21 protein-coding genes and 1 other RNA gene are annotated in these 25,264 nt (G+C 59.3%); 11 read left to right on the forward strand and 11 right to left on the reverse strand.

Features of this window, described 5'->3' with window-relative positions; genetic code table 11:
* Positions 1–3: 3 nt before the first annotated feature.
* The 8 genes from ssrA to AC3WWR_RS04850 form a co-directional block, all read right to left on the reverse strand.
* Positions 4–400, reverse strand: a transfer-messenger RNA (tmRNA) gene (ssrA, locus tag AC3WWR_RS04815).
* Between the two features lie 96 nt (positions 401–496).
* On the reverse strand, positions 497–772 hold the full coding sequence (locus AC3WWR_RS04820; protein ID WP_020796510.1) for a PA2433 domain-containing protein: 276 nt from the start codon (positions 770–772) through the stop codon (positions 497–499).
* Positions 773–859: 87 nt separating this feature from the next.
* Entirely contained in the window at positions 860–1,012 is a 153-nt protein-coding gene (locus AC3WWR_RS04825; RefSeq protein WP_177326135.1) for a hypothetical protein, read from the reverse strand.
* Between the two features lie 8 nt (positions 1,013–1,020).
* Positions 1,021–3,834: an FAD-binding and (Fe-S)-binding domain-containing protein gene (locus AC3WWR_RS04830; protein WP_492598535.1), complete on the reverse strand. Its 2,814-nt coding sequence runs from the start codon at positions 3,832–3,834 to the stop codon at positions 1,021–1,023.
* The gene (locus AC3WWR_RS04835; protein ID WP_432668983.1) at positions 3,831–4,502 is read right to left on the reverse strand and encodes a LutC/YkgG family protein; all 672 of its coding nucleotides are present in this window, start codon (positions 4,500–4,502) and stop codon (positions 3,831–3,833) included. Before AC3WWR_RS04835 ends, AC3WWR_RS04830 begins: the two co-directional genes overlap by 4 nt.
* Positions 4,502–5,956 (reverse strand): LutB/LldF family L-lactate oxidation iron-sulfur protein, encoded by a 1,455-nt coding sequence (locus tag AC3WWR_RS04840; protein ID WP_020796513.1) that lies wholly within the window; start codon positions 5,954–5,956, stop codon positions 4,502–4,504. The genes AC3WWR_RS04835 and AC3WWR_RS04840 overlap by 1 nt, the downstream gene beginning before the upstream one ends.
* Positions 5,953–6,777 carry a (Fe-S)-binding protein gene (locus AC3WWR_RS04845; protein ID WP_020796514.1) on the reverse strand — a complete coding sequence of 275 codons (825 nt, stop codon included), beginning with the start codon at positions 6,775–6,777 and terminating at the stop codon, positions 5,953–5,955. The genes AC3WWR_RS04840 and AC3WWR_RS04845 overlap by 4 nt, the downstream gene beginning before the upstream one ends.
* Before the next feature lie 144 nt (positions 6,778–6,921).
* Positions 6,922–8,616, reverse strand: a complete 1,695-nt coding sequence (locus tag AC3WWR_RS04850; RefSeq protein WP_020796515.1) for a lactate permease LctP family transporter — start codon at positions 8,614–8,616, stop codon at positions 6,922–6,924.
* 263 nt (positions 8,617–8,879) lie between these two features.
* Here AC3WWR_RS04850 and AC3WWR_RS04855 point away from each other — a divergent pair, with 263 nt between their 5' ends.
* Positions 8,880–9,647 carry a GntR family transcriptional regulator gene (locus tag AC3WWR_RS04855; RefSeq protein WP_492598536.1) on the forward strand — a complete coding sequence of 256 codons (768 nt, stop codon included), beginning with the start codon at positions 8,880–8,882 and terminating at the stop codon, positions 9,645–9,647.
* 126 nt (positions 9,648–9,773) lie between these two features.
* Here AC3WWR_RS04855 and smpB read toward each other — a convergent pair whose 3' ends face one another.
* A complete protein-coding gene (gene smpB / locus AC3WWR_RS04860; RefSeq protein WP_008057382.1) occupies positions 9,774–10,256 on the reverse strand; it encodes an SsrA-binding protein SmpB in 483 nt (160 codons plus the stop codon).
* Positions 10,257–10,374: 118 nt separating this feature from the next.
* Here smpB and AC3WWR_RS04865 point away from each other — a divergent pair, with 118 nt between their 5' ends.
* The 3 genes from AC3WWR_RS04865 to AC3WWR_RS04875 are packed head-to-tail and all read left to right on the forward strand — an operon-like array spanning position 10,375 to position 12,527.
* Positions 10,375–11,778: a sodium-dependent transporter gene (locus tag AC3WWR_RS04865; RefSeq protein WP_083350116.1), complete on the forward strand. Its 1,404-nt coding sequence runs from the start codon at positions 10,375–10,377 to the stop codon at positions 11,776–11,778.
* A 7-nt stretch (positions 11,779–11,785) separates the two neighbouring features.
* The gene (locus AC3WWR_RS04870; protein ID WP_020796518.1) at positions 11,786–12,220 is read left to right on the forward strand and encodes a type II toxin-antitoxin system RatA family toxin; all 435 of its coding nucleotides are present in this window, start codon (positions 11,786–11,788) and stop codon (positions 12,218–12,220) included.
* Positions 12,213–12,527: an RnfH family protein gene (locus tag AC3WWR_RS04875; protein ID WP_454866559.1), complete on the forward strand. Its 315-nt coding sequence runs from the start codon at positions 12,213–12,215 to the stop codon at positions 12,525–12,527. The genes AC3WWR_RS04870 and AC3WWR_RS04875 overlap by 8 nt, the downstream gene beginning before the upstream one ends.
* A 58-nt stretch (positions 12,528–12,585) precedes the next feature.
* On the opposite strand, the gene AC3WWR_RS04880 is transcribed toward AC3WWR_RS04875, so the two are convergent.
* Positions 12,586–13,113: an outer membrane protein assembly factor BamE gene (locus AC3WWR_RS04880; RefSeq protein ID WP_020796520.1), complete on the reverse strand. Its 528-nt coding sequence runs from the start codon at positions 13,111–13,113 to the stop codon at positions 12,586–12,588.
* A gap of 97 nt (positions 13,114–13,210) precedes the next feature.
* Here AC3WWR_RS04880 and fur point away from each other — a divergent pair, with 97 nt between their 5' ends.
* The gene (gene fur, locus AC3WWR_RS04885) at positions 13,211–13,615 is read left to right on the forward strand and encodes a ferric iron uptake transcriptional regulator (RefSeq protein ID WP_003197684.1); all 405 of its coding nucleotides are present in this window, start codon (positions 13,211–13,213) and stop codon (positions 13,613–13,615) included.
* A 176-nt stretch (positions 13,616–13,791) separates the two neighbouring features.
* On the opposite strand, the gene recN is transcribed toward fur, so the two are convergent.
* Entirely contained in the window at positions 13,792–15,465 is a 1,674-nt protein-coding gene (recN, locus tag AC3WWR_RS04890; RefSeq protein WP_454866560.1) for a DNA repair protein RecN, read from the reverse strand.
* 241 nt (positions 15,466–15,706) lie between these two features.
* Here recN and grpE point away from each other — a divergent pair, with 241 nt between their 5' ends.
* The 6 genes from grpE to carB all read left to right on the forward strand — a co-directional run bounded on the left by grpE (position 15,707) and on the right by carB (position 25,264).
* A complete protein-coding gene (grpE, locus tag AC3WWR_RS04895) occupies positions 15,707–16,273 on the forward strand; it encodes a nucleotide exchange factor GrpE (protein WP_020796523.1) in 567 nt (188 codons plus the stop codon).
* 102 nt (positions 16,274–16,375) lie between these two features.
* Positions 16,376–18,292 (forward strand): molecular chaperone DnaK, encoded by a 1,917-nt coding sequence (gene dnaK, locus AC3WWR_RS04900; RefSeq protein WP_020796524.1) that lies wholly within the window; start codon positions 16,376–16,378, stop codon positions 18,290–18,292.
* A 297-nt stretch (positions 18,293–18,589) separates the two neighbouring features.
* A complete protein-coding gene (gene dnaJ / locus AC3WWR_RS04905; RefSeq protein WP_020796525.1) occupies positions 18,590–19,714 on the forward strand; it encodes a molecular chaperone DnaJ in 1,125 nt (374 codons plus the stop codon).
* 10 nt (positions 19,715–19,724) lie between these two features.
* Positions 19,725–20,528, forward strand: a complete 804-nt coding sequence (gene dapB / locus AC3WWR_RS04910) for a 4-hydroxy-tetrahydrodipicolinate reductase (protein WP_008057399.1) — start codon at positions 19,725–19,727, stop codon at positions 20,526–20,528.
* Between the two features lie 259 nt (positions 20,529–20,787).
* On the forward strand, positions 20,788–21,924 hold the full coding sequence (carA, locus tag AC3WWR_RS04915) for a glutamine-hydrolyzing carbamoyl-phosphate synthase small subunit (RefSeq protein WP_454866561.1): 1,137 nt from the start codon (positions 20,788–20,790) through the stop codon (positions 21,922–21,924).
* A 118-nt stretch (positions 21,925–22,042) separates the two neighbouring features.
* Entirely contained in the window at positions 22,043–25,264 is a 3,222-nt protein-coding gene (gene carB / locus AC3WWR_RS04920) for a carbamoyl-phosphate synthase large subunit (RefSeq protein WP_020796527.1), read from the forward strand.

The raw sequence follows: 25,264 nt of genomic DNA on the forward strand, positions 1-25,264 counted from the left end.
ATTTGGTGGAGCCGGGGGGATTTGAACCCCCGTCCGCCAGTACTCCGCTGTCGGTACTACATGCGTAGCCGTGTCTATTAAGTTAACCCTCAGCGACCCGACGGGCAGGGTGCTTTGGGCGAGTTGTGTAAGTTTTAGCCGCTTCGTCCACAACGTACTGCACGGCGATTCTGTTCTATATGACAATCACTTTGGGTTTACAGACATCCCCTGGTGATTGCTGGACCCGAAGGTACCAGAAGCTCAGGGCTAAGGCTGCTTACGCAGCGAGAGCGAATTCCTGGCCGTAGTTTTCGTCATTGGCAACTATAAGTAGTTGCAACAGTGGATTTACGAGTTCTGTTACCAACTCGGCATGCACCTAAAGTTTCGCAACCGGCGTCGAATCCTAAACGGCCCCGAACTCATTGCCCGAAAATCTCGTTGAGCAACAAGCCAGTACAGTGTACGCCAATGAGGCGCGGAAGGCCAACCCGAAGGTTGGCCTTACCTGTGTTCACTTTTTGGTAGGGCTGCGCTGCTGAATTTTCTCCAGCATCTGACCGGAGATTTCGATGCAGTCCTTGTCGTTACCGGCTGCCTGGGCCTTTTTCGCATCAGCCAGCGCGGTTTTCGCGTTATCCATGGAGTTCTCGGATACGGCGGGTGCGGTGGTGATTGCGTCGTCCAGCTTTTGAACCTGCGCGTCACAAAGATCTTTATCCGCCGCAAACACCGGCGAGGCCAACAGTGCAGCAGAAATGAACAATCCAGCTATTGCAGAGTGCTTCATGGGAATCTCCTTGCGCATGAGGGCTCGGTGCTGCCGGTAGATCGGGCTGCCGTCCGAGGTGGTTATAAGCTCGTTTACAGGGCCTAGCTAAATGACTATAGCCGGGCGCAGGAATTCGGTTTTTTTTTGCGTTTTGTGTGGGGAAAGAATTTGCAGGAGCGCGAACTCGCTCGAGATGGACTCGAAGGCGCCGCGTTTATCCAGGCAGCACGCGTTATCGTTGACGTCCATCGCGAGCATGCTCGCTCCTACAGGGCCGGGCGGGCTTGGGTTACGCGGTCCACCAGGTAGACCAGCCCGTGATAATCGATCCCGCCGTGCTGGCTAAGGCCGATTTCACAGGTGCGGCTGGTAGAAATGCCTTCGCTGCAATACTGCACCGCATCCTTCAAGGTACGCAGCGAATGTGCGTTCAGCTCCGGGGTGGTGAAGCCTTTGTCGCCGGCAAACCCGCAGCAGTGAATACCCTCGGGGATGATCACGTTATTGCTGCACTTGCGCGCCAGATCGATCAGCGCCTGGCTTTCGCCCAGATGCTGGGTGCTGCAGGTGACATGCACGGCAATGGGGGCTTCCTGCGGTGTGAATTGCAGTCGATCCATCAAGTGTGTGCGAATGAAACGTACCGGATCGTATAGGTCCAGGCGCACATCGCCGAGGTCCTGGGTCAGGCGCAAGGTGCAGGGGCTGGTGTCGCAGTAAATCGGATCGAGCCCGCCACGACTGGCGTGGAGCAGGGCGCCGATCAGTTCCTGGCGTTTGTGTTCGGCCTGTTCGGCATAACCCTTGGAGGCGAAGGGCTGGCCGCAGCAGAGGTTATCCAGATTGTCGGGAAAAACCACCTGATAACCGGCTTTTTCCAGCAGGCCGCGGGTCTTGTCGTACAGCGACATTTGCTCCTTGTCGCCCGCCGCCGGGCCCATGGCTCGTGAAACGCAGGCTGCCAGATACACCACGCGCGGGCGTTCGTCGGTCACCGCCGGACTGAAGCGAATGGCTTTTTCCGGCTGCGGCATGGCGTTGGTCCATTGCGGGACCTGGCCTTTGGACAAGCGGGTCAGCGTTGCCGACAGTTTTGCCAGGCGTGGCGCGCCCAACAACATCCGTGCACCGTTGGCCACGTGGAGGGTGAAGCGCGCCCCTTGCAGCGCCGTGGCGAAATTGCCTTCAAGCCAGGTGGCAGTTTTCCTATGGGTAGCGTGCTGTCCACGAAGCTTTTTCACCAGCTCGCCGGTGTTGATGCCTACAGGGCAACGTTGGGCACAAAGACCGGTGGCGGCGCAGGTATCGATGCCCTGGTATTCAAAGGCAGCTTCGAGTTCGCGGGTATCGACACCGGCGCGTTTCTTCGCCTGGATGTCACGCCAGATCACGATGCGCTGGCGCGGGCTCAAGGTCAGGCCTTTGGAGGGGCAGACCGGTTCGCAGAAGCCGCATTCGATGCACTTATCCACAATCTCGTCGGCGGCTGGCAGCGGCTTCAGGTGCTTGAGGTGGATTTGTGGGTCTTCGCTGAGCACCACGTCCGGATTGAGAATGCCGTTGGGATCGAGCAGGCGCTTGAGCTGCCACATCAACTGGTAGGCGTCGCTGCCCCATTCCAGTTCGACGAAGGGTGCCATGTTGCGCCCGGTACCGTGCTCGGCCTTGAGCGAACCACCGAACTCGACCGCCACCAGTTGCGCCACGTCGTCCATGAACGCCTGGTAGCGTGCGACTTCCTGCGGATTGTTGAAGCCTTGGGTGAAGACGAAGTGCAGATTACCTTCCAGGGCGTGTCCGAAAAGGATCGCTTCGTCGTAGTGATGTTTGTCGAACAGCTCGATCAGGCGGTTCACGCCGGTCGCCAGTTGTTCCACCGGGAAGGTCACGTCCTCGATGATCACTGTGGTCCCGGTTTTGCGCACCGCGCCGACGGCGGGAAAGGTGTCCTTGCGGATTGCCCAGAGTCGGGCGTTTTCCAGTGGGTCTTCGGTGAAATCGACTTGTTTCTCTACCGGGAACGAGGACAGTGACGCCATGATTTGCGCCAGTTGCTCGTGCAACAAAGAGGTCGATGCCGCGCGGGACTCGATCAGCAGGGCGCAGGCATTATTCGACAGCTGTTGTACGAAAGCGGGCATGCCGGGTTTGTCCTGCACCGAGCGCAGGCTGCGGCGGTCCAGCAGTTCTACCGCTGAGACCGGTTGGCTTTTCAGTACGGTGACAGCGTTGCAGCAGGTTTCCACGTCCGGGAATACGATCAGCGCCGAGGCCTTGTTCGGGTGATCGATCACCGTGTCGTAGGTCACCGCGCTGATGAAGCCCAGAGTGCCTTCGGAACCCACCAGCAAGTGGCTCAAGATATCCACAGGCTCGTCGTAGTCCACCAGGGCGTTGAGTGACAGGCCCGTGGTGTTTTTCAGACGATATTTGTGGCGAATTTTTGCAGCCAGTTCGGCATTGGCGCGGGTCTCGCGGCCCAAGGTCGCAAGACGCTCCAGCAGGTCGCCGTGACTGGCGCGAAACGCCGCGACACTGGCGGCATCTTCGGTATCGACACGGCTGCCGTCGGCCAGCACCAGACGGATGCCCGCCAGGGTGTGATAAGTGTTTTGCGCCGTGCCGCAGCACATGCCGCTGGCATTGTTGGCAACGATTCCGCCGATTTTGCAGGCGTTGATCGACGCAGGGTCCGGGCCGATCTTGCGCCCGAACGGTGCCAGCCAGGCGTTGGCCTGCGCGCCGATCACCCCCGGTTGCAGGCGGATTTGTGTGCCCTGGCCACGGATCTCACGACCGTTCCAGTTATCCCCAAGCACGATCAACACCGAATCGCTGATGGCTTGTCCGGACAGGCTGGTGCCAGCAGCGCGGAAGGTCACGGGAACCCGGTCGCGCTGCGCCAATTGCAGCAGCGCCACCACTTCGTCTTCGGACTCGACGCGAATTATCAGTTGCGGAATCAGTCGATAGAAGCTGGCATCGGTGCCGAAGGCCAGCGTCGACAGTGGATCGTCGAAACGCCGTTCCCGGGGAATCAGTTGCTGCGCATCGCGCAGGAAAGCGGCCGGTAGACTCATTGGTCCTCCAGGATCAACACCACGAGGTCTTTCGGACCGTGGGCGCCGTATGCCAGGACTTGCTCGATATCAGCGGTTTTCGACGGGCCGGAAACCAGCAAGGCGTTGGTCGGCATGCCCTGGGCCCATTCGAATTCCTGTTGCACCTGATAGAAGTTATCGCGGATTTCACTGGCCTTGAGCAAGGCGAAATGCACCGGTGGCGCCAGGCTCATGAGGCGCGGTTCTTCTCGCGTCGGCCAGAGAATCAGGCTGCCCGTGGCGGCGATTGCGCCAAGGGTGGTGGTCAGGCTCGCCGGGGTGTCGTTGAACAGTTCTGCTTTCCATTCTTCAACCGGGCGGTCGTAGGCCTTGAGCGTCGGCAGGCCGGGATTTTTCGCCCAGTGCTGCGAGACGCGTTGCCCGTGCGGTGTAGTCGGGGCGATCAACAGGCTGGGCAACTGGCGGTCTTGCAGCAGTGTTGCCAACAGGGTCGGCCAGTGCTCGCCCGAAGTCAGGTGGATTTCCGTGTGCACCGCTTCCATCAATTTACGCAGTTGCGGGATGCGTTGATCTGACGTGTAGGTGTAGGGCTTCGTTACCAGCTCGACGTCGAAGTTGTCAGGCACCGGCGTGGTGCCTGTCAGACTTTTACGCAGCTTGGCGAGGATGTTTTGCTTGGCGCTCATCAACGATCTCCCTGTTTGGCCAGATGCTCGCGAGCCATGTCATGCAGTGAACGGGCGGCGGGTTGCGGGGCGCTGTGGTTCTGCGTCCATGGTCCGACATTGCTCGGCGTAAGGGCACGCAGGCGAGTTGCGGCCAAAGCGAACAGGCGATACAGCGTCGGTGAACTGTTGAGCCTGGCCCAGGCGTTCCAGATGAATCGTTCCTTGCGCGAGTACTTGCTGCCCTGGCCACGCATCACTTGATCCGGGCTGTCCGGCGCTTTCACGTTCTCTTCGCGCAAACGGCGCAGCAAAGAAGGGATCGGGATTTTGACCGGGCACACTTCGCCGCAGGCACCGCACAGCGAAGAGGCGCTCGGATGATCCGGGACTTTCGCCAGGCCGACCATGTGCGGGGTGATGATTTTGCCAATAGGGCCGGGGTAGACCTCGCCGTAGGCATGGCCGCCGATTCGAGTGTAGACCGGGCAATGATTCATGCAGGCGCCGCAGCGGATGCAGTTCAAGGTCTGGCGCAGTTCGCTGTCGGCAAACGCCTGGCTGCGACCGTTGTCGAGCAGGACCAGGTGCACTTCCTGCGGGCCGTCGAGCTCATGTTCCTTGCGCGGACCGGAGATCATGTTGACGTAGGTGGTGATCGGGATGCCCAGGGCCGAGCGGGTCAGCAACGACAGCAGCGGCACTACGTCGCGCAGGTTCTCTACGACTTTCTCGATGCCGGTGACGGCGATGTGCACCGGTGGCACAGTGGTCGTCATGCGGCCGTTGCCTTCGTTTTCCACCAGCAACAAGGTGCCGGTTTCGGCCACGGCGAAGTTGACGCCGGAGACGCCGATGTCCGCTTCGAAGAACTTCTGCCGCAGGACCCTGCGACCGATCTGAATGAGTTGGTCAACGTCCTTGGTGTATTCCACGCCAAGTTTGTCGTGGAACAAGGACGCGACCTGACCGGCGTTCTTGTGGATCGCCGGCATGATTATGTGTGAAGGCTTCTCGTGGTCGAGCTGGACGATGTACTCGCCCATGTCCGATTCCAGGCATTCAATGCCCTGTTCAGCGAGGACGTGGTTCATCTCCATTTCTTCGCTGACCATCGATTTACCCTTGATCACTTGCCGCCCCTCGTGAGCGCGGATGATCGACAGGACGATGCCATTGGCTTCGTCCACCGTTTCCGCCCAGTGCACTGTCACACCGTTGCGGGTCAGGTTCTGTTCAAGTTGCTCGAGCAAATCGGGCAACTTCGATAACGCACGGGCGCGGACAGCATTGCCCAGCGCTCGCAGATGTTCTCTTTCGTGAGCATCGCTGAAAGCCGCTGCCCGTTTGGTCATCAGTGAATCCATCGCCTTGCGGAAGTTGCCCCGCAATTGCGCGTCACCCAGCGCCTCGTGCGCCCGGGTGCGAAAGTCTTCTTCTACGGCGACCGTAGGAATAATCTCGGCGGCACTCATTGGGCACCTCCGGTACGCTGCCAGAGGAAGCTGGCCAGGTGTTGACCGCGCAGCGCTTCCTTCTGTTTCTCCAGCGAGCCGTTGATGTTCATCAGGCAACCGCAGTCGGCACTGAGTACCTGGTGCGCGCCGGATTCTTTCAACGAGCGGGTCTTGTCAGCCACCATCGCCCCGGAAATATCTGGCATACGGACGCTGAAAGTCCCACCGAAGCCACAGCATTCGCTTTCGTGGCTGTGTTCGACCCGCTCCACGTTGCCCAGTTGCGACAACAGCTCGCGGCCGTGCAGGTGGGTGTTCATCTCACGGCGTGCCGAACACGACGTGTGCAACGCTACCTTCACCGGCATACCGCTGTCCTTGAACTGCACCTTGCAGACAAACAACAGAAACTCGGCGAGTTCATAGGTCCTGGCAGCCAGTGCCTGAACCTGTTGCAAGGTGTCCGGCTCATCCTTGAACAAGTCGGCATAGTGTTCACGCAACATGCCCGCGCAGGAACCCGAAGGTACCACCACCGGATAATCCCCGGCGAACAGCGCCAGTTGCGAGCGCGCGACGGTCCTGGCCTGCTCGGTGTAGCCCGAGGTGTAGGCCGGTTGACCGCAGCAGCTTTGCCCTTGCGGGTACTCGACACGAATGCCCTCGCGTTCCAGCAGGTGGATCGCGTCCATTCCGGCTTGCGGGTAGAACAGATCCACTACGCAGGTCCCGAACAGGTACACCCGTTGAGGTTTCTCGCTGGGGTATTGCCGAGGCTCGGGCAGTGGCGGGGCGACACGGGTCGCATTCGGCACAGCGTTGTAAAAAAGCTCGCTCATCAGGCGTGTCTCTCGGCCGGTTATCCGTCCGTCGAGGCCACTGAATATAGAGAGAAAATCTTTCAGCAGCCTTGCAGACCGGGTAGTGAATAGCTGACGCCGGGGTCGTGGCCCGGCGTCGTTTTTCCATGTCGCTTGTAGCGCTTAGTGCACCAGCATGCCGGTGAACCAGTAGGCCTGGGCCAGGGTGATCAGGCCGACAATCGTTGCAAAGAACAGGCTGTGCTTGAGGGTGAAGCGGAACAGGTCCGATTCCTTGCCCACCAGGCCGGTTGCCGCACAGGCCACGGCGATCGATTGTGGCGAGATCATCTTGCCGGTCACGCCACCGCTGGTGTTCGCTGCCACCAGCAAGGTGTCGTTGACGCCGATCTGGTGGGCGGTGGTCGCCTGCAACGAACTGAACAGCGCGTTGGACGAGGTATCGGAGCCGGTCAGGAACACGCCCAGCCAGCCGAGGAACGGCGAGAAGAACGGGAAGGCTGCGCCTGTACCGGCCAGGACCAGGGCCATGGTCGACGACATGCCCGAGTAGTTGGTGACAAACGCGAAGGCCAACACCATGCCGATGGACAGGATCGGCCAGCGCAGTTCGTAGAAGGTCTCTTTCAAAGTGGTCAGACCAGTTTTGAGGTTGATCTTCAGGACCAGCATCGAGATCAGCGCCGAGAAGAAAATCGCGGTGCCGGTGGCGGAGATCGGGTCAAGCTTGAACACCGCCGGAAGGGCAGTCGGCGCGGCCACGATCGGTGCCACCTTGATTACCAACTGGTCCAGGTGCGGGATGGCGAAATTGAACACGAAGCTGTACATCGAGCCGCCCGCGGCAAACATCGCCTTGAATGGCTTGAGCGTCCAGATGGTCACCAGCACGGTCAGAATCAGGAACGGCGACCAGGCCTTGAAAATCTCCCCGAGGCTGTAAGGCGAAGCCACGGTGGTGCGCTTCTGGCCGAAACCACCGACGCTGGCGCTGACCACGGAAGCCGAGACGGCGCCGACGATGTGTTGGCCGGCGGCGCGTTTTGGCTGCCAGACCTTCAGGAACAGAGTCAGGGAAACCAGGCTGGCCAGGGCTGACGTGATGTCCGGCAGTTCCGGGCCGATGAAGTTGGAGGTGAAGTATTGGGTCACGGCAAAGCTCAAACCCGCGACCAGCGCTGCCGGCCAGGTTTCACGCACGCCGCGCAGGCCATCCATCATGAAAACCAGCCAGAATGGCACGAACAACGACAGCAGCGGCAACTGGCGACCGGTCATGGCGCCAATCTTGAAGGCGTCGATGCCGGTCACTTGCCCGGCCACGATGATCGGAATACCCAGGGCGCCGAAGGCGACCGGCGCGGTGTTCGCGATCAGGCAAAGGCCCGCGGCGTACAGCGGGTTGAAGCCCAGCCCTACGAGCAGTGCGGCGGTAATCGCCACCGGTGCGCCGAAACCGGCCGCACCTTCGAGGAAGGCGCCGAAGCAGAAGCCGATCAACAGGACTTGCAGGCGCTGGTCGTCGGTAATCGACAGCACCGAGCTGCGGATCACTTCGAACTGGCCACTCTTGACCGTCAGTTTGTAGAGGAACACGGCCGCCACGATGATCCAGGCGATTGGCCACAGGCCGTAGGCGAAACCATACCCGGCGGCGGCGAACGCCATGTCGACTGGCATCTTGAAGGCAATGATTGCCACCAGGATCGACAAGGCCAGGGTGATACTGCCAGCCACGTGTCCTTTGAGGCGGAACACGGCCAGGGCCAGGAAGAAAAACACGATGGGAATAACGGCTGCGAGTGCGGACAGGCCGAGGCTGCCGAGTGGGCTGTAGAGCTGTTGCCAGGTTTGCATATGGGGTGGCCCCTAATTGTTGTTGGTCAGGCACTGATCAGCGTTCTTGGTTAATTGGTAATACCAATTTACAATCGCTGTTGGCTAGGGTAAAAGCGTTGTAGGCGGTGTGTCAATTTGCCGCCCTAAAACTTTTGTCGTAGGCAGGGATTTGCAGAAGGTCTGGCCCGTTTGGGTAATGGTCGCTTGGCAGGTGCCTGCGTAGCCTGGATAGGCCAGAATAGAGCCCCGGCGCGCCGTCGGGATGGTGGAGAAATCGAGTTATGGGGTTTGATCAGGTTCGGCAGCGCCGTTTGTCTGACGATATTGTCGAGCAGCTCGAGGGCATGATCCTTGAGGGCACGCTGAAAGCCGGTGAACGCCTGCCGGCGGAACGCGCGCTGGCCGAGCAATTTGGTGTCTCTCGACCTTCGTTGCGCGAAGCTATTCAGAAATTGACCGCCAAGGGGCTGCTGGTCAGCCGTCAAGGTGGCGGCAATTATGTGGTGGAATCCCTGGGCACGACGTTCAGTGATCCGCTGTTGCATCTGCTGGAAAGCAACCCCGAAGCGCAGCGCGATCTGCTGGAGTTTCGCCACACGCTGGAAGCGTCCTGCGCCTATTACGCAGCGCTACGTGCCACCGACGTTGACCGCGAGCGACTGGCTGCCGCGTTCAATCAATTGCAGGACTGCTATTCGCGTCACGATGAAGTCAGTCGGGCGGAGGAGGGCGCGGCGGATGCAAATTTTCATCTGGCGATTGCCGAAGCCAGTCATAACGCGGTGCTTCTGCACACCATTCGCGGGTTGTTCGACCTGCTCAAGCGCAACGTGGTCACGAACATTGGCGGCATGTACAAGCAGCGTACAGAGACCCGCGACATGCTGATTACGCAGCACCGGGAGCTGTATCAGGCAATTATCGAAGGCAGGGCGGAACAGGCCCGGGAAGTCTCCAGTCGACACATTCTGTATGTGCAGGAGGTGCTGGAGGAGGTGCGTCAGGAAGTGCAGCGCGTGGCTCGGGCGGAGCGGCGCAAGGGGATGTAGTCAGCTGGTGATCGTTCCCACGCTCTGCGTGGGAATGCGGCAATGGACGCTCTGCATTCGCTTTGTGACGCGGAGCGTCACGGGATGCATTCCCACGCAGAGCGTGGGAACGATCAGTGCAAGGAATTAATCTTCCTTGCCCTTGTTGCGCACCGCGCGCTGCAATTCGCGCCCGGCGTCGCGTTCGCGCTCGGTGTCGCGCTTGTCGTATTCCTTCTTGCCCTTGCCCAGAGCAATTTCGCACTTGACCATGTGCTTGCTCCAGTACCAGGACAGGCACACGCAGGCGTAGCCTTTTTGCTGCACGGCAGCGGCGAGCTTTTCCAGCTCCCGCCGGTTGAGCAGCAATTTTCGCGTGCGCACCGGATCGGCGATGACGTGGGTGCTGGCGGTCGTCAGGGGCGTGATATGACTGCCGAGCAGCCAGGCTTCGCCATCCTTGAGCAGTACGTAACTGTCAACCAGTTGCAACTTGCTTGCCCGCAGACTTTTTACTTCCCAGCCGGCCAGGACCAGACCAGCCTCGAACCGATGTTCGATGAAGTAATCGTGTCGCGCCTTTTTATTTTGCGCGATGGTCCCTGTTGGGTGTTTCTTCTGTTTAGCCATAGGGGCGGCATTATAGGGAGTTGCACGCGAGTCGGCTACGGGATTGCTACATGCTTGAGCAGGTTGATTGAATCCCGGACAATGCGGCCTCTTTTTTGAACGCTTGGTCGTAATATAGATGTCGACAGACAAGGTTTCTGTCCACGGCAGTTGGGCTAGCCGTTGGGTTTTCATACTCGCCGCGACCGGTTCGGCCGTGGGCCTGGGTAGTATCTGGAAATTCCCCTACATGGTTGGCGTCTACGGCGGCGGCGCTTTCGTGCTGATGTTCCTGGCCTGTATCGCCTTGATCGGCGTGCCGGTCATGCTCGCCGAAACCCTGATTGGCCGGCGTGCCCGGCAGAGCCCGGCCAATGCCTTGAAGGTGCTGGCGCTGGAAGCGGGCCATTCGACAAAATGGTCCTGGGGTGCTTTTGCCGGAATGATCACGGCATTGTTGATCCTGTCTTTCTATAGTGTCGTCGGCGGCTGGTCGCTGGACTACATCATCGATATGGGTCGTGGCGACTTCCAGGGAGCGACTCCCGATCAGGTGGGGGCGTACTTTGGCAATGTGATTGCCGATCCCTGGCGCCTGACACTTTGGCACACGATTTTTATGCTGCTGTCTGCGGTGGTGATCGCAAAAGGCGTGGTCGCGGGGCTTGAACGCAGTCTGCGGATCATGATGCCGTTGCTGTTCGTGATGATCCTTGTGTTGCTGGGCTACAGCATGACCACCGGGCATTTCATGGAAGGCGTGCATTTCATGTTCGACTTCCACCCGGAAAAAGTCCTCGACGGCTTGCTGCCGGCCATGGGGCACGCCTTCTTTTCCCTGAGCGTCGGTGTCGGTTCGATCATGATCTACGGCGCCTACATGCCCAAGCATTCGTCGATCTCCGGGACCATCGTTGGCGTGGCGCTGCTGGATACCTTTGTGTCCCTGGTGGCTGGCCTGGCGCTGTTTCCGATTGTATTTGCCGGAGGGTTGAACCCAAGCGAAGGCCCTGGCCTGATGTTTGTCAGCCTGCCATATGCCTTTGGCAACGTAGCGTTTGGCCAGTTGATGGGCGTAGTGTTCTTCGTGCTGGTCGCGATTGCAGCCTGGAGTTCGGCCATATCCTTGCTCGAACCCATGGTGGCTTACCTGGTGGAGCGCTCGAAAATCAGTCGAACCTGGGTCACCTTCTGGTTGGCCTTCAGTTGCTGGTTTGTCGGTCTGGGTACCGTGTTTTCCTTCAATGTCTGGAAACAAGCCAAGTTTTTCGTGAACGAAGACGGGCTGTTTCACCTCTATCAATGGGGTGCGGCGGGTGGTCTGGACTTCTTTGGCGTGATCGATTTCTTCACCTCACGGATCATGCTGCCGCTCGGTGGATTGTGTTTCGTGGTATTTGCAGGCTGGGTAATGGGGCGTGAAGCAGTGCGTGACGAGCTGTCGATGCGAAACCCGATGTTGTTTGCCTTGTCCTTGTTCTTGATGCGCTATGTGGCGCCAATCGGCATTCTCATAGTGTTTGCCGCCCAGCTCTGGAAGTGACGCTGACATGACGACACACATTTCACGTTCGGCGTTGCTGCCGTACCCCGCGCAAGCGCTGTATGACCTGGTCAACGACGTGGCGCGTTATCCGGAATTCCTGCCCTGGTGCTCTTCAGCTGAAGTGCTGGAAAGCTCTGCCGATCATATGCGCGCGAGCGTTGGCGTGGCCAAGGGCGGGCTCAGCCAGCATTTCGTGACGCGCAACACCCTGGTGCCCGGCCAGTCGATCGAGATGAACCTCGAGGAGGGACCGTTCACCCAGTTGCATGGCGTTTGGGTGTTCAAGCCGTTGGGTGAGAAGGCCTGCAAGATCAGCCTGGACCTGTCGTTCGATTATGCAGGGCCGATCATTCGCGCCACCCTGGGGCCGTTGTTCAATCAGGCAGCGAATACGCTGGTGGACGCGTTCTGCCAGCGCGCCAAGCAAATGCATGGTTGAGGCGATGATAGAAATCGAGGTGGTCTATACCGCCGTTGATCGTCAGCTGCTCTTGTCGGTGAGCGTGCCGGCAGGAACCACCGTTCGCGCCGCGTTGTTGAAGTCCGGCATGCGTCAGGCTTTTCCTGAGCTGGACCTGTCGCAGTGTCCGGTGGGGATCTTCGGCAAGGTGATTGCCGATCCCGACAGTCGTCCGGTTCAATCAGGTGATCGCATCGAGATCTACCGGCCGTTGCTGGCGGACCCAAAGGAAGTGCGTCGCTTGCGTGCAGCGAAGGCTGCCGAGGCCAAGGCCCGGAACCAGTAAGCCGGGTAAATGCCAGGCGTAAAAAACCCGGACATGCCGGGTTTTTTTACGTCGCAAATTATTGCGGCGAGGTTTCCAGGGGTTCTGGAGTCGGGACTGGCACGGTTTCGACACCGTCCACTTCCTTCTGGATCTGATCGAGCAACGAGCCAGGCTTGACCGGTTTTTCCGGTTTCGGCTGCTCGACCTGCTCTGCTGGCGCAGTCACGGTGGTGCCAGTGTCCTTGCCCAGAATGGCTTCGTCGCGGCTCATGCCAGGCATGAAATCGCCAGAGAGACTGACAAGCTGGTCATTTGAGTTGAAGATAACGCTAATGCGTTCCTGTTGGCGTTCGCCGCCACCCGGTTGCAGGCTATACAGGTAATCCCAGCGATCGGCATGGAACGTATCGGTCAGCAGGGGGTTGCCCATGATAAACCTTACTTGCTTACGGGTCATTCCCGGGCGTAACTGGTCTATCATGTCCTGCGTGACGACATTGCCCTGCTGGATGTCGATTTTGTAAACCCCGGGGAATGAACAACCGGCGAGTGCGAGCAGTCCCACAAAGGTGAAACTGGTTAGCAAGAGCTTGGTGTTTTGCATCGGTGGGCGACTTCCACTATCTTGGCTGGGACAACGTAAACGCCGATCATACCCGCATTAAGAGAAGCTGCGAAGCAGCATCGCGAGAAAGCTGACCATGGTTGAAAATAGCGAACTACGCAAAGCCGGCCTCAAAGTGACCCTGCCACGGGTCAAGATTCTGCAAATGCTCGACTCTGCCGAGCAGCGCCACATGAGTGCCGAGGATGTCTATAAGGCATTGATGGAGGCTGGCGAGGACGTCGGTCTGGCCACGGTTTACCGTGTACTGACCCAGTTCGAGGCAGCTGGACTTGTGGTGCGACACAACTTCGACGGAGGCCATGCGGTCTTCGAACTGGACGACGGCAAGCATCACGATCATATGGTCAACGTCGAAACCAGCGAAGTGATCGAATTCTTCGACGAAGAAATCGAGCGCCTGCAGAAAGCCATCGTCGACAAGTACGGTTTCGAGATGGTTGATCACAATCTTGTGTTGTACGTGCGCAAGAAAAAGTAAGCATGTCGCGCGAACCCAGGGTTCGCGAAACGAACGAAGGCGACCCCAGGGTCGCCTTCGTGCTTTCTGCCGCTTGTGCGGTTTGCAAACGGTTCTGTAGGAGCTGCCGAAGGCTGCGATCTTGTATGGGCAAAGTCAAAAGATCGCAGCCTTCGGCAGCTCCTACAGGGTTCGTTTTAGATTTTTGCAGTGACGACCATTTTCTTGGCGTGAGCCAGGGATTCCTTGGTGAGATCGATCCCGCCCAGCATTCGCGCCACTTCTTCTACGCGATCGTTCTTGCTTAATTTGGAGACGGCCGTGCGAGTGGCATCTTCGCCCCGGACTTTGTGCACGAACAGGTGCTGATGCCCTTGTGCGGCAACTTGGGGCAGGTGCGTGACCGTCAGGACCTGCCCGCGTTCACCAAGCCTGCGCAGCAATTGGCCGACGATTTCTGCAGTCGGTCCGCCAATGCCGACGTCCACTTCGTCGAACACCAAGGTCGGGACCCGGGACGTTTGCGCGGTGATCACCTGGATCGCCAGGCTGATACGCGACAGTTCGCCACCCGATGCCACCTTCGCCAGGGCTTTTAATGGCTGCCCCGGGTTAGCGCTAACCAACAGTTCCACCTGTTCGAGTCCGTTCGGAAGCAATTCATTGCTGCTGTTCGGTCGCAGCTCAATGGCAAAGCGCCCTCCGGGCATGCCCAGGCGCTGGATCTCCTGTTCCACCGCGCTGGCCAGGCTGCTGGAGGCTTGGTGGCGCAGGTCGCTCAACTCTCGAGCCTTCTCCTGATAATGACGGGCATAAGACGCCAGCTCATCACTCAGTCGCTCGATGGATTCATCGTTGGCGTTCAGGGTTTCGATTTCATCCAGTAACCGCTGTTGCATCTCTGCGACCTCGGTTGGCTGGATGCGGTGCTTGCGTGCCATGGTGTAGATCGCATCGAGGCGTTCTTCCAGGTATTGAAGGCGCGCCGGGTCTGCGTCGAAGTTATCCAGGAAGCGGTTCAGCTCACCCACGGCTTCTTCAACCTGGATCTGCGCGCTGGTCAGCAAGCTGCTGGCTTCGCCCAGCGCGCCAATCGAGTTGTTAACGCTCGACAGGCGATTAAGGCTTGCAGTCAGGGCGTTCAGGACGTTGCCGGAATCACTCTCACTACATTGTTCGACCACTTGCCGGCAGATACCCAGCAAGGTTTCCGCGTTGGTCAGGTTCTTGTGTTCCTGTTCCAGCTGCTCCAGCTCGTTGTCGCCGAGGCCAAGGTTTTCAAGCTCTTCAAGTTGGTAGCTGAGCAACTGATGGCGAGCGCGCTGCTCGTCGCCGGAGTTGGACAGTCGCTCAAGCTCCTGGTGATTCTGGCGCCAACGCTGGGCGGCCAGGTGCACCTGGCGGGCAAGGTCCGTGGCGCCGGCGTATTCGTCGAGCAGGCGGCGATGGGTATCGGTCTTGAGCAGGGACTGGTGTTCATGCTGGCTATGGATGTCGATCAGCAGTTCGCCCAGGGCCTTGAGGTCGCCCAGCGGGCAGGGGGTGCCGTTGATGTAGCCGCGCGAGCGCCCTTCGGCGGTAATGACTCGGCGCAGGATGCACGGGCCATCGTTCTCGAGGTCGCGTTCGGCGAGCCAGGCGCTGGCTTCCGGGATGTCGGCCAGGTCAAAGGTTGCCAGGATGTCGGCCTTGTCTGCGCCGGGCCGGACCACGCCGCTGTCGGCTCGATCGCCGAGGGTCAGGCCCAGGGCGTCGAGCATGATCGACTTGCCAGCGCCGGTTTCCCCTGTGATCACGCTCATGCCTCGATCGAGTTCAAGATCGAGATGTTCAACGATGGCGTAGTTATGTACGGACAGGTGCACCAGCATGAAGGCCGCTCCCAGGCTTTAGGTCTGGTTATTTATACAGTGTTTTATTTGCGGCTGACAATGCCCCTCGTTAGCTCGATTTGCTTGATCCGACGAAATCCTTAGCGCGGAGGGGAATGACAATGCAGCTGTTTTTTGTAGGGTTAATGTTTGATCAGCCCTTGAAGCCGGATTTTGCGGCCCCATATAGCTGGACAGAAGCGCGAGTCAGGCTCGCGGACGATATTGAAAGGAGAATTCTATGGCTGACGAACAGACAGTGGATACGCAAAATCTAGACGCCGATCAGGCTTCCCAGGCTTCGGGTGATGACCTGGCGGCTCGTGTACAAGTGCTCGAAGAGCAACTGGCAGGTGCGCAGGATCAGGCTTTGCGTGTAGCCGCCGATCTGCAGAACGTCCGCCGTCGCGCCGAGCAGGATGTAGAAAAAGCTCACAAGTTCGCGCTGGAAAAATTCGCCGGCGACCTGCTGCCGATCATCGACAGCCTGGAGCGTGGCCTGGAATTGTCCAGCCCGGATGACGAAAGCATTCGTCCGATGCGTGAAGGCATCGAGCTGACCCTGAAAATGTTCCAGGACACCCTGAAGCGTTATCAGCTGGAAGCGATCGATCCGCATGGCGAGCCGTTCAACGCCGTTCTTCATCAGGCAATGGCCATGCAGGAAAGCGCTGACCTCGAGCCAAACAGCGTGCTCAAGGTGTTCCAGAAGGGCTACCAGCTTAACGGTCGCCTGCTGCGCCCGGCGATGGTCGTGGTCAGCAAGGCTCCGGCGCCAGTTTCGCCTTCTATTGACGAGCAGGCTTGAAATTAGCCGCAAGGCCCCCATTTAGAAGTCAAGCGTTTAAGTGCTACCGCAGTTAGCCACCACTGCTGCGGCAACCAAATCCAAAGTTTCGGGAGAGTGAACATGGGCAAAATTATCGGTATCGACCTGGGGACCACCAACTCCTGCGTCTCCGTGCTTGAAAACGGCGTAGCCAAAGTTATTGAAAACGCCGAAGGCGCGCGTACCACGCCGTCGATCATCGCTTACGCCAACGATGGCGAAATCCTGGTCGGCCAGTCCGCCAAGCGTCAGGCTGTGACCAACCCGCATAACACCCTGTACGCCGTGAAGCGTCTGATCGGTCGCAAGTTCGACGAAGAAGTCGTGCAGAAAGACATCAAGATGGTTCCGTACAAGATCGCCAAGGCTGACAACGGTGACGCCTGGGTTGAAGTGAACGGCCAGAAGATGGCGCCGCCACAAATCTCGGCTGAAATCCTGAAGAAGATGAAGAAGACCGCCGAAGACTACCTCGGCGAGCCAGTGACTGAAGCGGTGATCACCGTTCCGGCCTACTTCAACGACAGCCAGCGTCAGGCGACCAAGGACGCCGGCCGCATCGCGGGCCTGGACGTGAAACGTATCATCAACGAACCAACCGCGGCTGCTCTGGCTTACGGTATGGACAAGGCCAAGGGCGATCACACCGTGATCGTTTATGACCTGGGTGGCGGTACTTTCGACGTTTCCGTGATCGAGATCGCTGAAGTCGATGGCGAGCACCAGTTCGAAGTGTTGGCCACCAACGGCGACACCTTCCTGGGTGGTGAGGACTTCGACATTCGTCTGATCGACTACCTCGTCGACGAATTCAAGAAAGAAAGCGGCATGAACCTCAAGGGTGATCCGCTGGCGATGCAGCGCCTGAAAGAAGCCGCTGAAAAAGCCAAGATCGAGCTGTCTTCCGCTCAGTCGACCGACGTCAACCTGCCGTACATCACTGCAGACGCTACCGGTCCTAAGCACTTGAACGTGAAGATCTCCCGCGCCAAGCTGGAAGCGCTGGTTGAAGACCTGGTTCAACGCACTATCGAACCTTGCCGCATTGCGCTGAAAGACTCCGGTATCGACGTTGGCGCGATCAACGACGTGATCCTGGTCGGCGGTCAGACCCGTATGCCACTGGTTCAGAAGCTGGTGACCGAGTTCTTCGGTAAAGAAGCACGTAAAGACGTGAACCCGGACGAAGCTGTTGCCATGGGTGCTGCCATCCAGGGTGCGGTACTGGCCGGTGACGTGAAAGACGTTCTGCTGCTGGACGTCAGCCCGCTGACCCTGGGTATCGAAACCATGGGTGGCGTGATGACTGCGCTGATCGAGAAAAACACCACGATTCCTACCAAGAAATCGCAAGTGTTCTCGACTGCCGACGACAACCAGGGCGCCGTGACCATTCACGTGCTGCAAGGTGAGCGTAAGCAGGCTGCACAGAACAAGTCCCTGGGCAAGTTCGACCTGGCCGAGATTCCACCAGCACCACGTGGCGTGCCACAAATCGAAGTGACCTTCGACATCGACGCTAACGGCATCCTGCATGTAGGCGCCAAGGACAAGGCCACCGGCAAGACTCAGTCGATCGTGATCAAGGCCAACTCCGGCCTGTCCGATGAAGAGATCGAGCGCATGGTGCGTGACGCCGAGGCCAATGCCGAGGAAGACCGCAAGTTCGAAGAGCTGGCCGCTGCCCGTAACCAGGGTGATGCACTGGTTCACTCGACGCGCAAAATGGTCGCTGACGCTGGCGACAAGGTAAGCGCTGAAGAGAAGACTGCGATCGAAGCTGCCGTGGTTGCCCTGGAAGCCGCTGTAAAAGGCGACGACAAGGCTGCTATCGAAGCCAAGGTTGAAGAACTGTCGAAAGTCTCCGCTCCAGTGGCGCAGAAGATGTACGCCGAACAGGCTCAGCCTGCTGAAGGCGCGGCACCGCACGACGACAAGGCGCAAAAGGCAGACGACGTTGTCGATGCTGAGTTCGAAGAAGTAAAAGACCACAAGTAAGTTGTTGGTCGGCCGGTTGACTGCCTTCAGGCGGTGACTGGTAGGATGTCGCCGCGCGGGAGCTTGCTCCCGCGTTGGCGTGTCTGGAGTCAGCGAATTTTTACAGCATGCGACACGGTTCGCTTGTTGGCGGCATGGTCGGGAATGCTCCTGCTTTCCGAGCCGAAAGTGCCACATTGAAACAAAGACCAGGATCGTTGAATTGACGTGAGTTGGGTCCGGGCCTGTATTGGGGCTCAACGAGTTTGACGAGGCTCAGGAGAGGTTTGTCGAACGTCCTCAAGAGTGCAGAGACTTATGGCAAAGCGTGACTATTACGAAGTATTGGGTGTTGAGCGAGGTTCAAGCGAGGCGGACCTGAAAAAGGCCTACCGTCGCCTGGCGATGAAGCACCACCCGGACCGTAATCCTGATGACAAGGCGTCGGAAGAGATGTTCAAGGAGGCCAACGAGGCCTACGAAGTGCTCTCCGATTCCAGCAAGCGTGCGGCCTACGACCAGTACGGTCATGCCGGTGTCGACCCGAGCATGGGTGGTGGCGGCGCCGGTTTCGGTGGCCAGAACTTCTCGGACATCTTTGGTGATGTCTTCAGCGACTTCTTCGGTGGCGGTCGCGGTGGTTCCCGCGGTGGTGCCCAGCGAGGCAGCGACCTGCGTTACACGTTGGAGCTGAACCTGGAAGAAGCGGTGCGTGGCACCAGCGTGAATATTCGCGTTCCGACACTGGTCAACTGCAAGCCATGTGACGGCTCGGGTGCCAAGAAAGGCTCTTCGCCGGTGACCTGCCCGACCTGTGGCGGTATCGGCCAGGTGCGCATGCAGCAAGGGTTCTTCTCGGTGCAGCAAACCTGTCCGCGTTGCCACGGCCAGGGCAAGATCATTTCCGATCCTTGCGATTCCTGCCATGGCGAAGGTCGTGTCGAAGAGTACAAGACCCTGTCGGTCAAAGTGCCGGCCGGTGTCGATACCGGTGACCGCATTCGCCTGTCGGGCGAGGGCGAGGCGGGTGCCCAGGGCGGGCCAACCGGCGATCTGTACGTGGTGATCAACGTGCGCGAGCACTCGATTTTCCAGCGTGACGGCAAGCATCTGTTCTGTGAAGTGCCTATCAGCTTCGTCGATGCGGCGTTGGGTGGCGAGCTGGAGATTCCGACCCTCGATGGTCGAGTCAAGCTGAAAATCCCTGAGGGGACTCAGACCGGCAAGCAGTTCCGCGTGCGTGGCAAGGGCGTTGCGCCTGTGCGTGGCGGCGGTGCGGGTGACTTGATGTGCCGTGTGGCAGTCGAGACGCCGGTCAACCTGAGCCGTCGCCAGCGTGAAATGCTCGAAGAGTTCCGCAGCTCCCTGGCGGACGACAACAGTCATTCCCCGAAAACCACGGGCTGGTTCGAAGGCGTGAAGCGCTTCTTCGGCGATTTGTAAGGAGACAGGCATGCGACGTATAGCTGTGATGGGCGCCGCCGGGCGCATGGGCAAAACCCTGATCGAGGCTGTGCAGCAGGCGCCAGGTGCCGGCCTGACGGCGGCAGTGGATCGTCCTGACAGTACGCTGGTCGGCGCGGACGCCGGTGAGCTGGCGGCTATCGGTCGCATCGGCGTGCCGCTGTCGGGTGACCTGGATCGCGTGGTCGATGAGTTCGACGTGCTGATCGACTTCACTCATCCGACGGTGACCCTGAAAAACCTCGCCTTCTGCCGCAAGCACAACAAGGCGATGATCATTGGCACCACCGGCTTCAGTGTTGAAGAGAAGCAGTTGCTGGCAGAGGCGGGCAAGGATATCCCGATCGTCTTCGCGGCCAATTTCAGCGTCGGTGTAAACCTGTGCCTGAAGCTGCTCGATACCGCCGCCCGGGTGTTGGGTGACGATGTCGATATCGAGATCACCGAAGCTCACCATCGGCATAAAGTCGATGCGCCGTCCGGTACGGCCGTGCGCATGGGTGAGGTGATTGCCGATGCCCTGGGTCGCGACCTGAAGAAAGTCGCGGTTTACGGTCGTGAGGGCCAGACCGGTGCTCGCGAGCGCGAGACCATCGGTTTTGCCACGGTGCGCGCTGGCGATATCGTGGGTGATCACACTGTGTTGTTCGCAGCCGACGGTGAGCGTGTCGAGATCACTCACAAGGCCTCCAGCCGCATGACCTTCGCCAAGGGTGCGGTGCGTGCTGCTTTGTGGCTCGACGGGCGTGAAGCGGGTCTTTATGACATGCAAGACGTGCTCGACCTGCGTTAAGATGCACCCTAAATCGGGCTCGCGCACAGCGTTTGAGCCCGGTTTTACCCCGCCAAGCGACGACCTGTCGCATTCTCCAGCCTTTAAGGCTCATTGGCGGTAGACCAAAAATGCCTTTTTCTGTAAGCTACAGCTTTAGTGTGTCCACTAAAAGCGCGCAGAATAATTCAGTGAAGAAGCGGGGTGACGTGTCCATACGTCACTCCGCTTTTTTACAACCTGCGATCGCCCTTTCAGGCTTTATTTACGGGAGGTCTTCTTGACTAAGCCAGCCATACTCGCCCTTGCTGATGGCAGCATTTTTCGCGGCGAAGCCATTGGAGCCGACGGTCAAACCGTTGGTGAGGTGGTGTTCAACACCGCAATGACCGGCTATCAGGAAATCCTTACCGATCCTTCCTACGCCCAACAAATCGTTACCCTGACTTACCCGCACATCGGCAATACCGGCACCACGCCGGAAGACGCCGAGTCCAACCGCGTCTGGTCTGCTGGCCTGGTCATCCGTGACCTGCCGCTGGTGGCGAGCAACTGGCGTAACACGATGTCCCTGTCGGACTACCTGAAGGCCAACAACGTCGTGGCCATCGCCGGTATCGACACCCGCCGCCTGACGCGCATCCTGCGTGAAAAAGGCGCGCAGAACGGCTGCATCATGGCCGGCGACAACATTTCCGAAGAGGCCGCCATCGCCGCTGCCCAGGCCTTCCCTGGCCTGAAGGGCATGGACCTGGCGAAAGTCGTCAGTACCAAAGAGAAGTACGAGTGGCGTTCGACTGTCTGGGATCTGAAGACCGACAGCCACGCGACCATCGAAGCCTCCGAACTGCCGTACCACGTGGTGGCCTACGACTACGGCGTCAAGGTGAACATCCTGCGCATGCTGGTCGAGCGCGGTTGCCGCGTGACCGTGGTGCCTGCACAAACTCCAGCCGCCGAAGCGCTGGCCCTGAAGCCGGACGGCGTGTTCCTGTCCAACGGCCCTGGCGATCCCGAGCCTTGCGACTACGCGATCCAGGCGATCAAGGACGTGCTGGAAACCGACATCCCGGTGTTCGGTATCTGCCTCGGTCACCAGTTGCTGGCCCTGGCCTCCGGCGCCAAGACCCTGAAAATGGGTCACGGCCACCACGGTGCCAACCACCCGGTCCAGGATCTGGACAGCGGCGTGGTGATGATCACCAGCCAGAACCACGGTTTTGCGGTAGACGAAGCCACCCTGCCTGCCAACGTTCGCGCGATTCACAAATCGCTGTTCGACGGCACCCTGCAAGGTATCGAGCGTACCGACAAGAGCGCCTTCAGCTTCCAGGGTCACCCTGAAGCCAGCCCTGGCCCGAACGACGTAGCACCTCTGTTCGATCGCTTCATCAACGAGATGGCCAAGCGACGCTGATCGCTCGCCCTGATGTTGCAAAGCTTGAGGGTGGTCCCGATATCGGCGACCCCTTCAAGTCTTCACAGATTGAACAAGACGGCTTGCCGACTGACCTGCGGATTTGAGTGACAAACCCATGCCAAAACGTACAGACATTAAAAGCATCCTGATTCTCGGCGCTGGCCCGATCGTGATCGGCCAGGCCTGCGAATTCGACTACTCCGGCGCCCAGGCCTGCAAAGCCCTGCGCGAAGAGGGCTACCGCGTCATCCTGGTGAACTCCAACCCGGCCACCATCATGACCGACCCGGCCATGGCCGACGCCACCTACATCGAGCCGATCAAGTGGCAGACCGTTGCCAAGATCATCGAGAAAGAGCGTCCGGACGCGCTGCTGCCGACCATGGGCGGCCAGACCGCCCTGAACTGCGCCCTGGACCTGGAGCGCGAAGGCGTCCTGGAGAAGTTCGGCGTAGAAATGATCGGTGCCAACGCCGACACCATCGACAAGGCTGAAGACCGTTCGCGTTTCGACAAGGCGATGAAATCCATCGGCCTGGCGTGCCCGCGTTCCGGCATCGCGCACAGCATGGAAGAGGCCAATGCGGTCCTCGAGAAGCTGGGCTTCCCGTGCATCATCCGTCCGTCCTTCACCATGGGCGGCACCGGTGGCGGTATCGCGTACAACCGTGAAGAGTTCGAAGAAATCTGCGCCCGCGGCCTGGACCTGTCTCCGACCAAAGAGCTGCTGATCGACGAATCGCTGATCGGTTGGAAAGAATATGAAATGGAAGTTGTCCGCGACAAAAAGGACAACTGCATCATCGTCTGCTCCATCGAAAACTTTGACCCGATGGGCGTGCACACGGGTGACTCGATCACCGTGGCGCCGGCACAGACCCTGACCGACAAGGAATACCAGATCCTGCGTAACGCCTCCCTGGCGGTACTGCGTGAGATCGGCGTGGAAACCGGCGGTTCGAACGTTCAGTTCGGTATCTGCCCGAACACCGGCCGCATGGTTGTGATCGAAATGAACCCGCGTGTATCCCGTTCCTCGGCACTGGCCTCGAAGGCCACCGGTTTCCCGATCGCCAAGGTCGCGGCCAAGCTGGCTGTGGGCTACACTCTGGACGAGCTGTCGAACGACATCACCGGCGGCAAGACCCCGGCGTCCTTCGAACCGTCCATCGACTACGTCGTGACCAAGCTGCCACGTTTCGCCTTCGAGAAGTTCTCCAAGGCTGATGCGCGCCTGACCACTCAGATGAAGTCGGTAGGTGAAGTCATGGCCATCGGCCGCACCTTCCAGGAATCCCTGCAGAAAGCCCTGCGCGGCCTGGAAGTCGGTGTTTGCGGTCTGGACGAGAAGGTTGACCTGCGCAACCCGGAAAGCATGAGCATCCTCAAGCGCGAACTGACCGTGCCGGGCGCCGAGCGTATCTGGTACGTGGCGGACGCCATGCGCGCTGGCATGAGCGTTGAAGACATCTTCGGCATGACCATGATCGATCCTTGGTTCCTGGTGCAGATGGAAGATCTGATCAAGGACGAAGAGAAGGTCAAGACCCTGGGTCTGACCAGCATCGACCGTGACCTGATGTTCCGTCTCAAGCGCAAGGGCTTCTCCGACATGCGCCTGGCCAAGCTGCTGGGTGTGACCGAGAAGAGCCTGCGTGCCCACCGCCACAAGCTGGAAATCTTCCCGGTCTACAAGCGCGTCGACACCTGCGCCGCCGAGTTCGCCACCGATACCGCGTACCTGTACTCCACGTACGAAGAAGAGTGCGAAGCCGCGCCGTCGGGCCGCGACAAGATCATGATCCTGGGTGGCGGTCCTAACCGTATCGGCCAGGGCATCGAGTTCGACTACTGCTGCGTACACGCGGCACTGGCCCTGCGCGATGACGGTTACGAGACCATCATGGTCAACTGCAACCCGGAAACCGTTTCCACCGACTACGACACCTCCGATCGCCTGTACTTCGAACCAGTGACCCTGGAAGACGTGCTGGAAATCGTCCGCGTCGAGAAGCCAAAAGGCGTGATCGTTCAGTACGGCGGCCAGACCCCGCTGAAACTGGCCCGTGCCCTGGAAGCCGCTGGCGTGCCGATCATCGGCACCAGCCCTGACGCCATCGACCGTGCCGAAGACCGCGAGCGCTTCCAGCAAATGGTCCAGCGCCTGAACCTGCGTCAGCCGCCAAACGCCACCGTGCGCAGCGAAGACGAAGCGATTCGTGCAGCCAGCAAGATCGGTTACCCGCTGGTGGTGCGCCCGTCCTATGTACTGGGCGGTCGTGCGATGGAAATCGTCTACGAAGAAGAAGAACTCAAGCGCTACCTGCGTGAAGCGGTTCAAGTGTCCAACGACAGCCCGGTGCTGCTGGACCACTTCCTCAACTGCGCCATTGAAATGGACGTGGATGCGGTCTGCGACGGCAAGGACGTAGTGATCGGCGCGATCATGCAGCACATCGAGCAGGCCGGCGTTCACTCCGGTGACTCCGCGTGCTCGCTGCCGCCATACTCCCTGCCGGCGCACATCCAGGACGAAATGCGCGAACAGGTCAAGAAAATGGCCCTGGAACTGGGCGTGGTCGGCCTGATGAACGTTCAGTTGGCGCTGCAAGGCGAAGACATCTACGTCATCGAAGTCAACCCGCGCGCTTCGCGTACCGTACCGTTCGTGTCCAAGTGCATCGGTGTTTCCCTGGCGATGATCGCAGCGCGCGTGATGGCCGGTAAAACCCTGCAGGAGCTGGGTTTCACCAAGGAAATTATCCCGAACTTCTACAGCGTGAAAGAGGCGGTGTTCCCGTTCGCCAAATTCCCTGGCGTCGACCCGATCCTCGGCCCAGAGATGAAGTCGACCGGCGAAGTGATGGGCGTGGGCGACACCTTCGGTGAAGCATTCGCCAAGGCCCAGATGGGTGCCAGCGAAGTACTGCCGACCGGCGGTACTGCGTTCATCAGCGTACGTGATGACGACAAGCCACTGGTTGCAGGCGTGGCCCGTGATCTGATCAACTTGGGCTTTGAAGTGGTTGCCACTGCCGGTACTGCCAAGCTGATCGAAGCCGCAGGCCTGAAAGTGCGCCGCGTGAACAAGGTGACCGAAGGGCGTCCGCACGTAGTCGACATGATCAAGAATGACGAAGTCACCTTGATCATCAACACCACCGAAGGCCGTCAGTCGATCGCTGACTCCTATTCCATTCGTCGCAATGCCCTGCAGCACAAGATTTACTGCACCACCACCATTGCTGCTGGCGAAGCGATCTGTGAAGCGCTGAAGTTCGGTCCCGAGAAGACCGTACGCCGCTTGCAGGATCTACACGCAGGATTGAAGGCATGA

This window comes from Pseudomonas sp. EB271-G4-1, from assembly GCF_058791355.1.

What these genes read in the sequence shown, in the direction of transcription:
- grpE (WP_020796523.1), top strand. Translation starts at nt 15,707, where the DNA reads ATGGCTGACGAACAGACAGTGGATACGCAAAATCTAGACGCCGATCAG.
- AC3WWR_RS04875 (WP_454866559.1), top strand. Translation starts at nt 12,213, where the DNA reads ATGGTTGAGGCGATGATAGAAATCGAGGTGGTCTATACCGCCGTTGAT.
- AC3WWR_RS04840 (WP_020796513.1), bottom strand. Translation starts at nt 5,956, where the DNA reads ATGAGTGCCGCCGAGATTATTCCTACGGTCGCCGTAGAAGAAGACTTT.
- smpB (WP_008057382.1), bottom strand. Translation starts at nt 10,256, where the DNA reads ATGGCTAAACAGAAGAAACACCCAACAGGGACCATCGCGCAAAATAAA.
- AC3WWR_RS04855 (WP_492598536.1), top strand. Translation starts at nt 8,880, where the DNA reads ATGGGGTTTGATCAGGTTCGGCAGCGCCGTTTGTCTGACGATATTGTC.
- fur (WP_003197684.1), top strand. Translation starts at nt 13,211, where the DNA reads ATGGTTGAAAATAGCGAACTACGCAAAGCCGGCCTCAAAGTGACCCTG.
- AC3WWR_RS04835 (WP_432668983.1), bottom strand. Translation starts at nt 4,502, where the DNA reads ATGAGCGCCAAGCAAAACATCCTCGCCAAGCTGCGTAAAAGTCTGACA.
- AC3WWR_RS04845 (WP_020796514.1), bottom strand. Translation starts at nt 6,777, where the DNA reads ATGAGCGAGCTTTTTTACAACGCTGTGCCGAATGCGACCCGTGTCGCC.
- dapB (WP_008057399.1), top strand. Translation starts at nt 19,725, where the DNA reads ATGCGACGTATAGCTGTGATGGGCGCCGCCGGGCGCATGGGCAAAACC.
- AC3WWR_RS04850 (WP_020796515.1), bottom strand. Translation starts at nt 8,616, where the DNA reads ATGCAAACCTGGCAACAGCTCTACAGCCCACTCGGCAGCCTCGGCCTG.
- AC3WWR_RS04880 (WP_020796520.1), bottom strand. Translation starts at nt 13,113, where the DNA reads ATGCAAAACACCAAGCTCTTGCTAACCAGTTTCACCTTTGTGGGACTG.
- dnaK (WP_020796524.1), top strand. Translation starts at nt 16,376, where the DNA reads ATGGGCAAAATTATCGGTATCGACCTGGGGACCACCAACTCCTGCGTC.
- AC3WWR_RS04865 (WP_083350116.1), top strand. Translation starts at nt 10,375, where the DNA reads ATGTCGACAGACAAGGTTTCTGTCCACGGCAGTTGGGCTAGCCGTTGG.
- AC3WWR_RS04870 (WP_020796518.1), top strand. Translation starts at nt 11,786, where the DNA reads ATGACGACACACATTTCACGTTCGGCGTTGCTGCCGTACCCCGCGCAA.
- AC3WWR_RS04825 (WP_177326135.1), bottom strand. Translation starts at nt 1,012, where the DNA reads ATGCTCGCGATGGACGTCAACGATAACGCGTGCTGCCTGGATAAACGC.
- dnaJ (WP_020796525.1), top strand. Translation starts at nt 18,590, where the DNA reads ATGGCAAAGCGTGACTATTACGAAGTATTGGGTGTTGAGCGAGGTTCA.
- AC3WWR_RS04830 (WP_492598535.1), bottom strand. Translation starts at nt 3,834, where the DNA reads ATGAGTCTACCGGCCGCTTTCCTGCGCGATGCGCAGCAACTGATTCCC.
- carB (WP_020796527.1), top strand. Translation starts at nt 22,043, where the DNA reads ATGCCAAAACGTACAGACATTAAAAGCATCCTGATTCTCGGCGCTGGC.
- AC3WWR_RS04820 (WP_020796510.1), bottom strand. Translation starts at nt 772, where the DNA reads ATGAAGCACTCTGCAATAGCTGGATTGTTCATTTCTGCTGCACTGTTG.
- recN (WP_454866560.1), bottom strand. Translation starts at nt 15,465, where the DNA reads ATGCTGGTGCACCTGTCCGTACATAACTACGCCATCGTTGAACATCTC.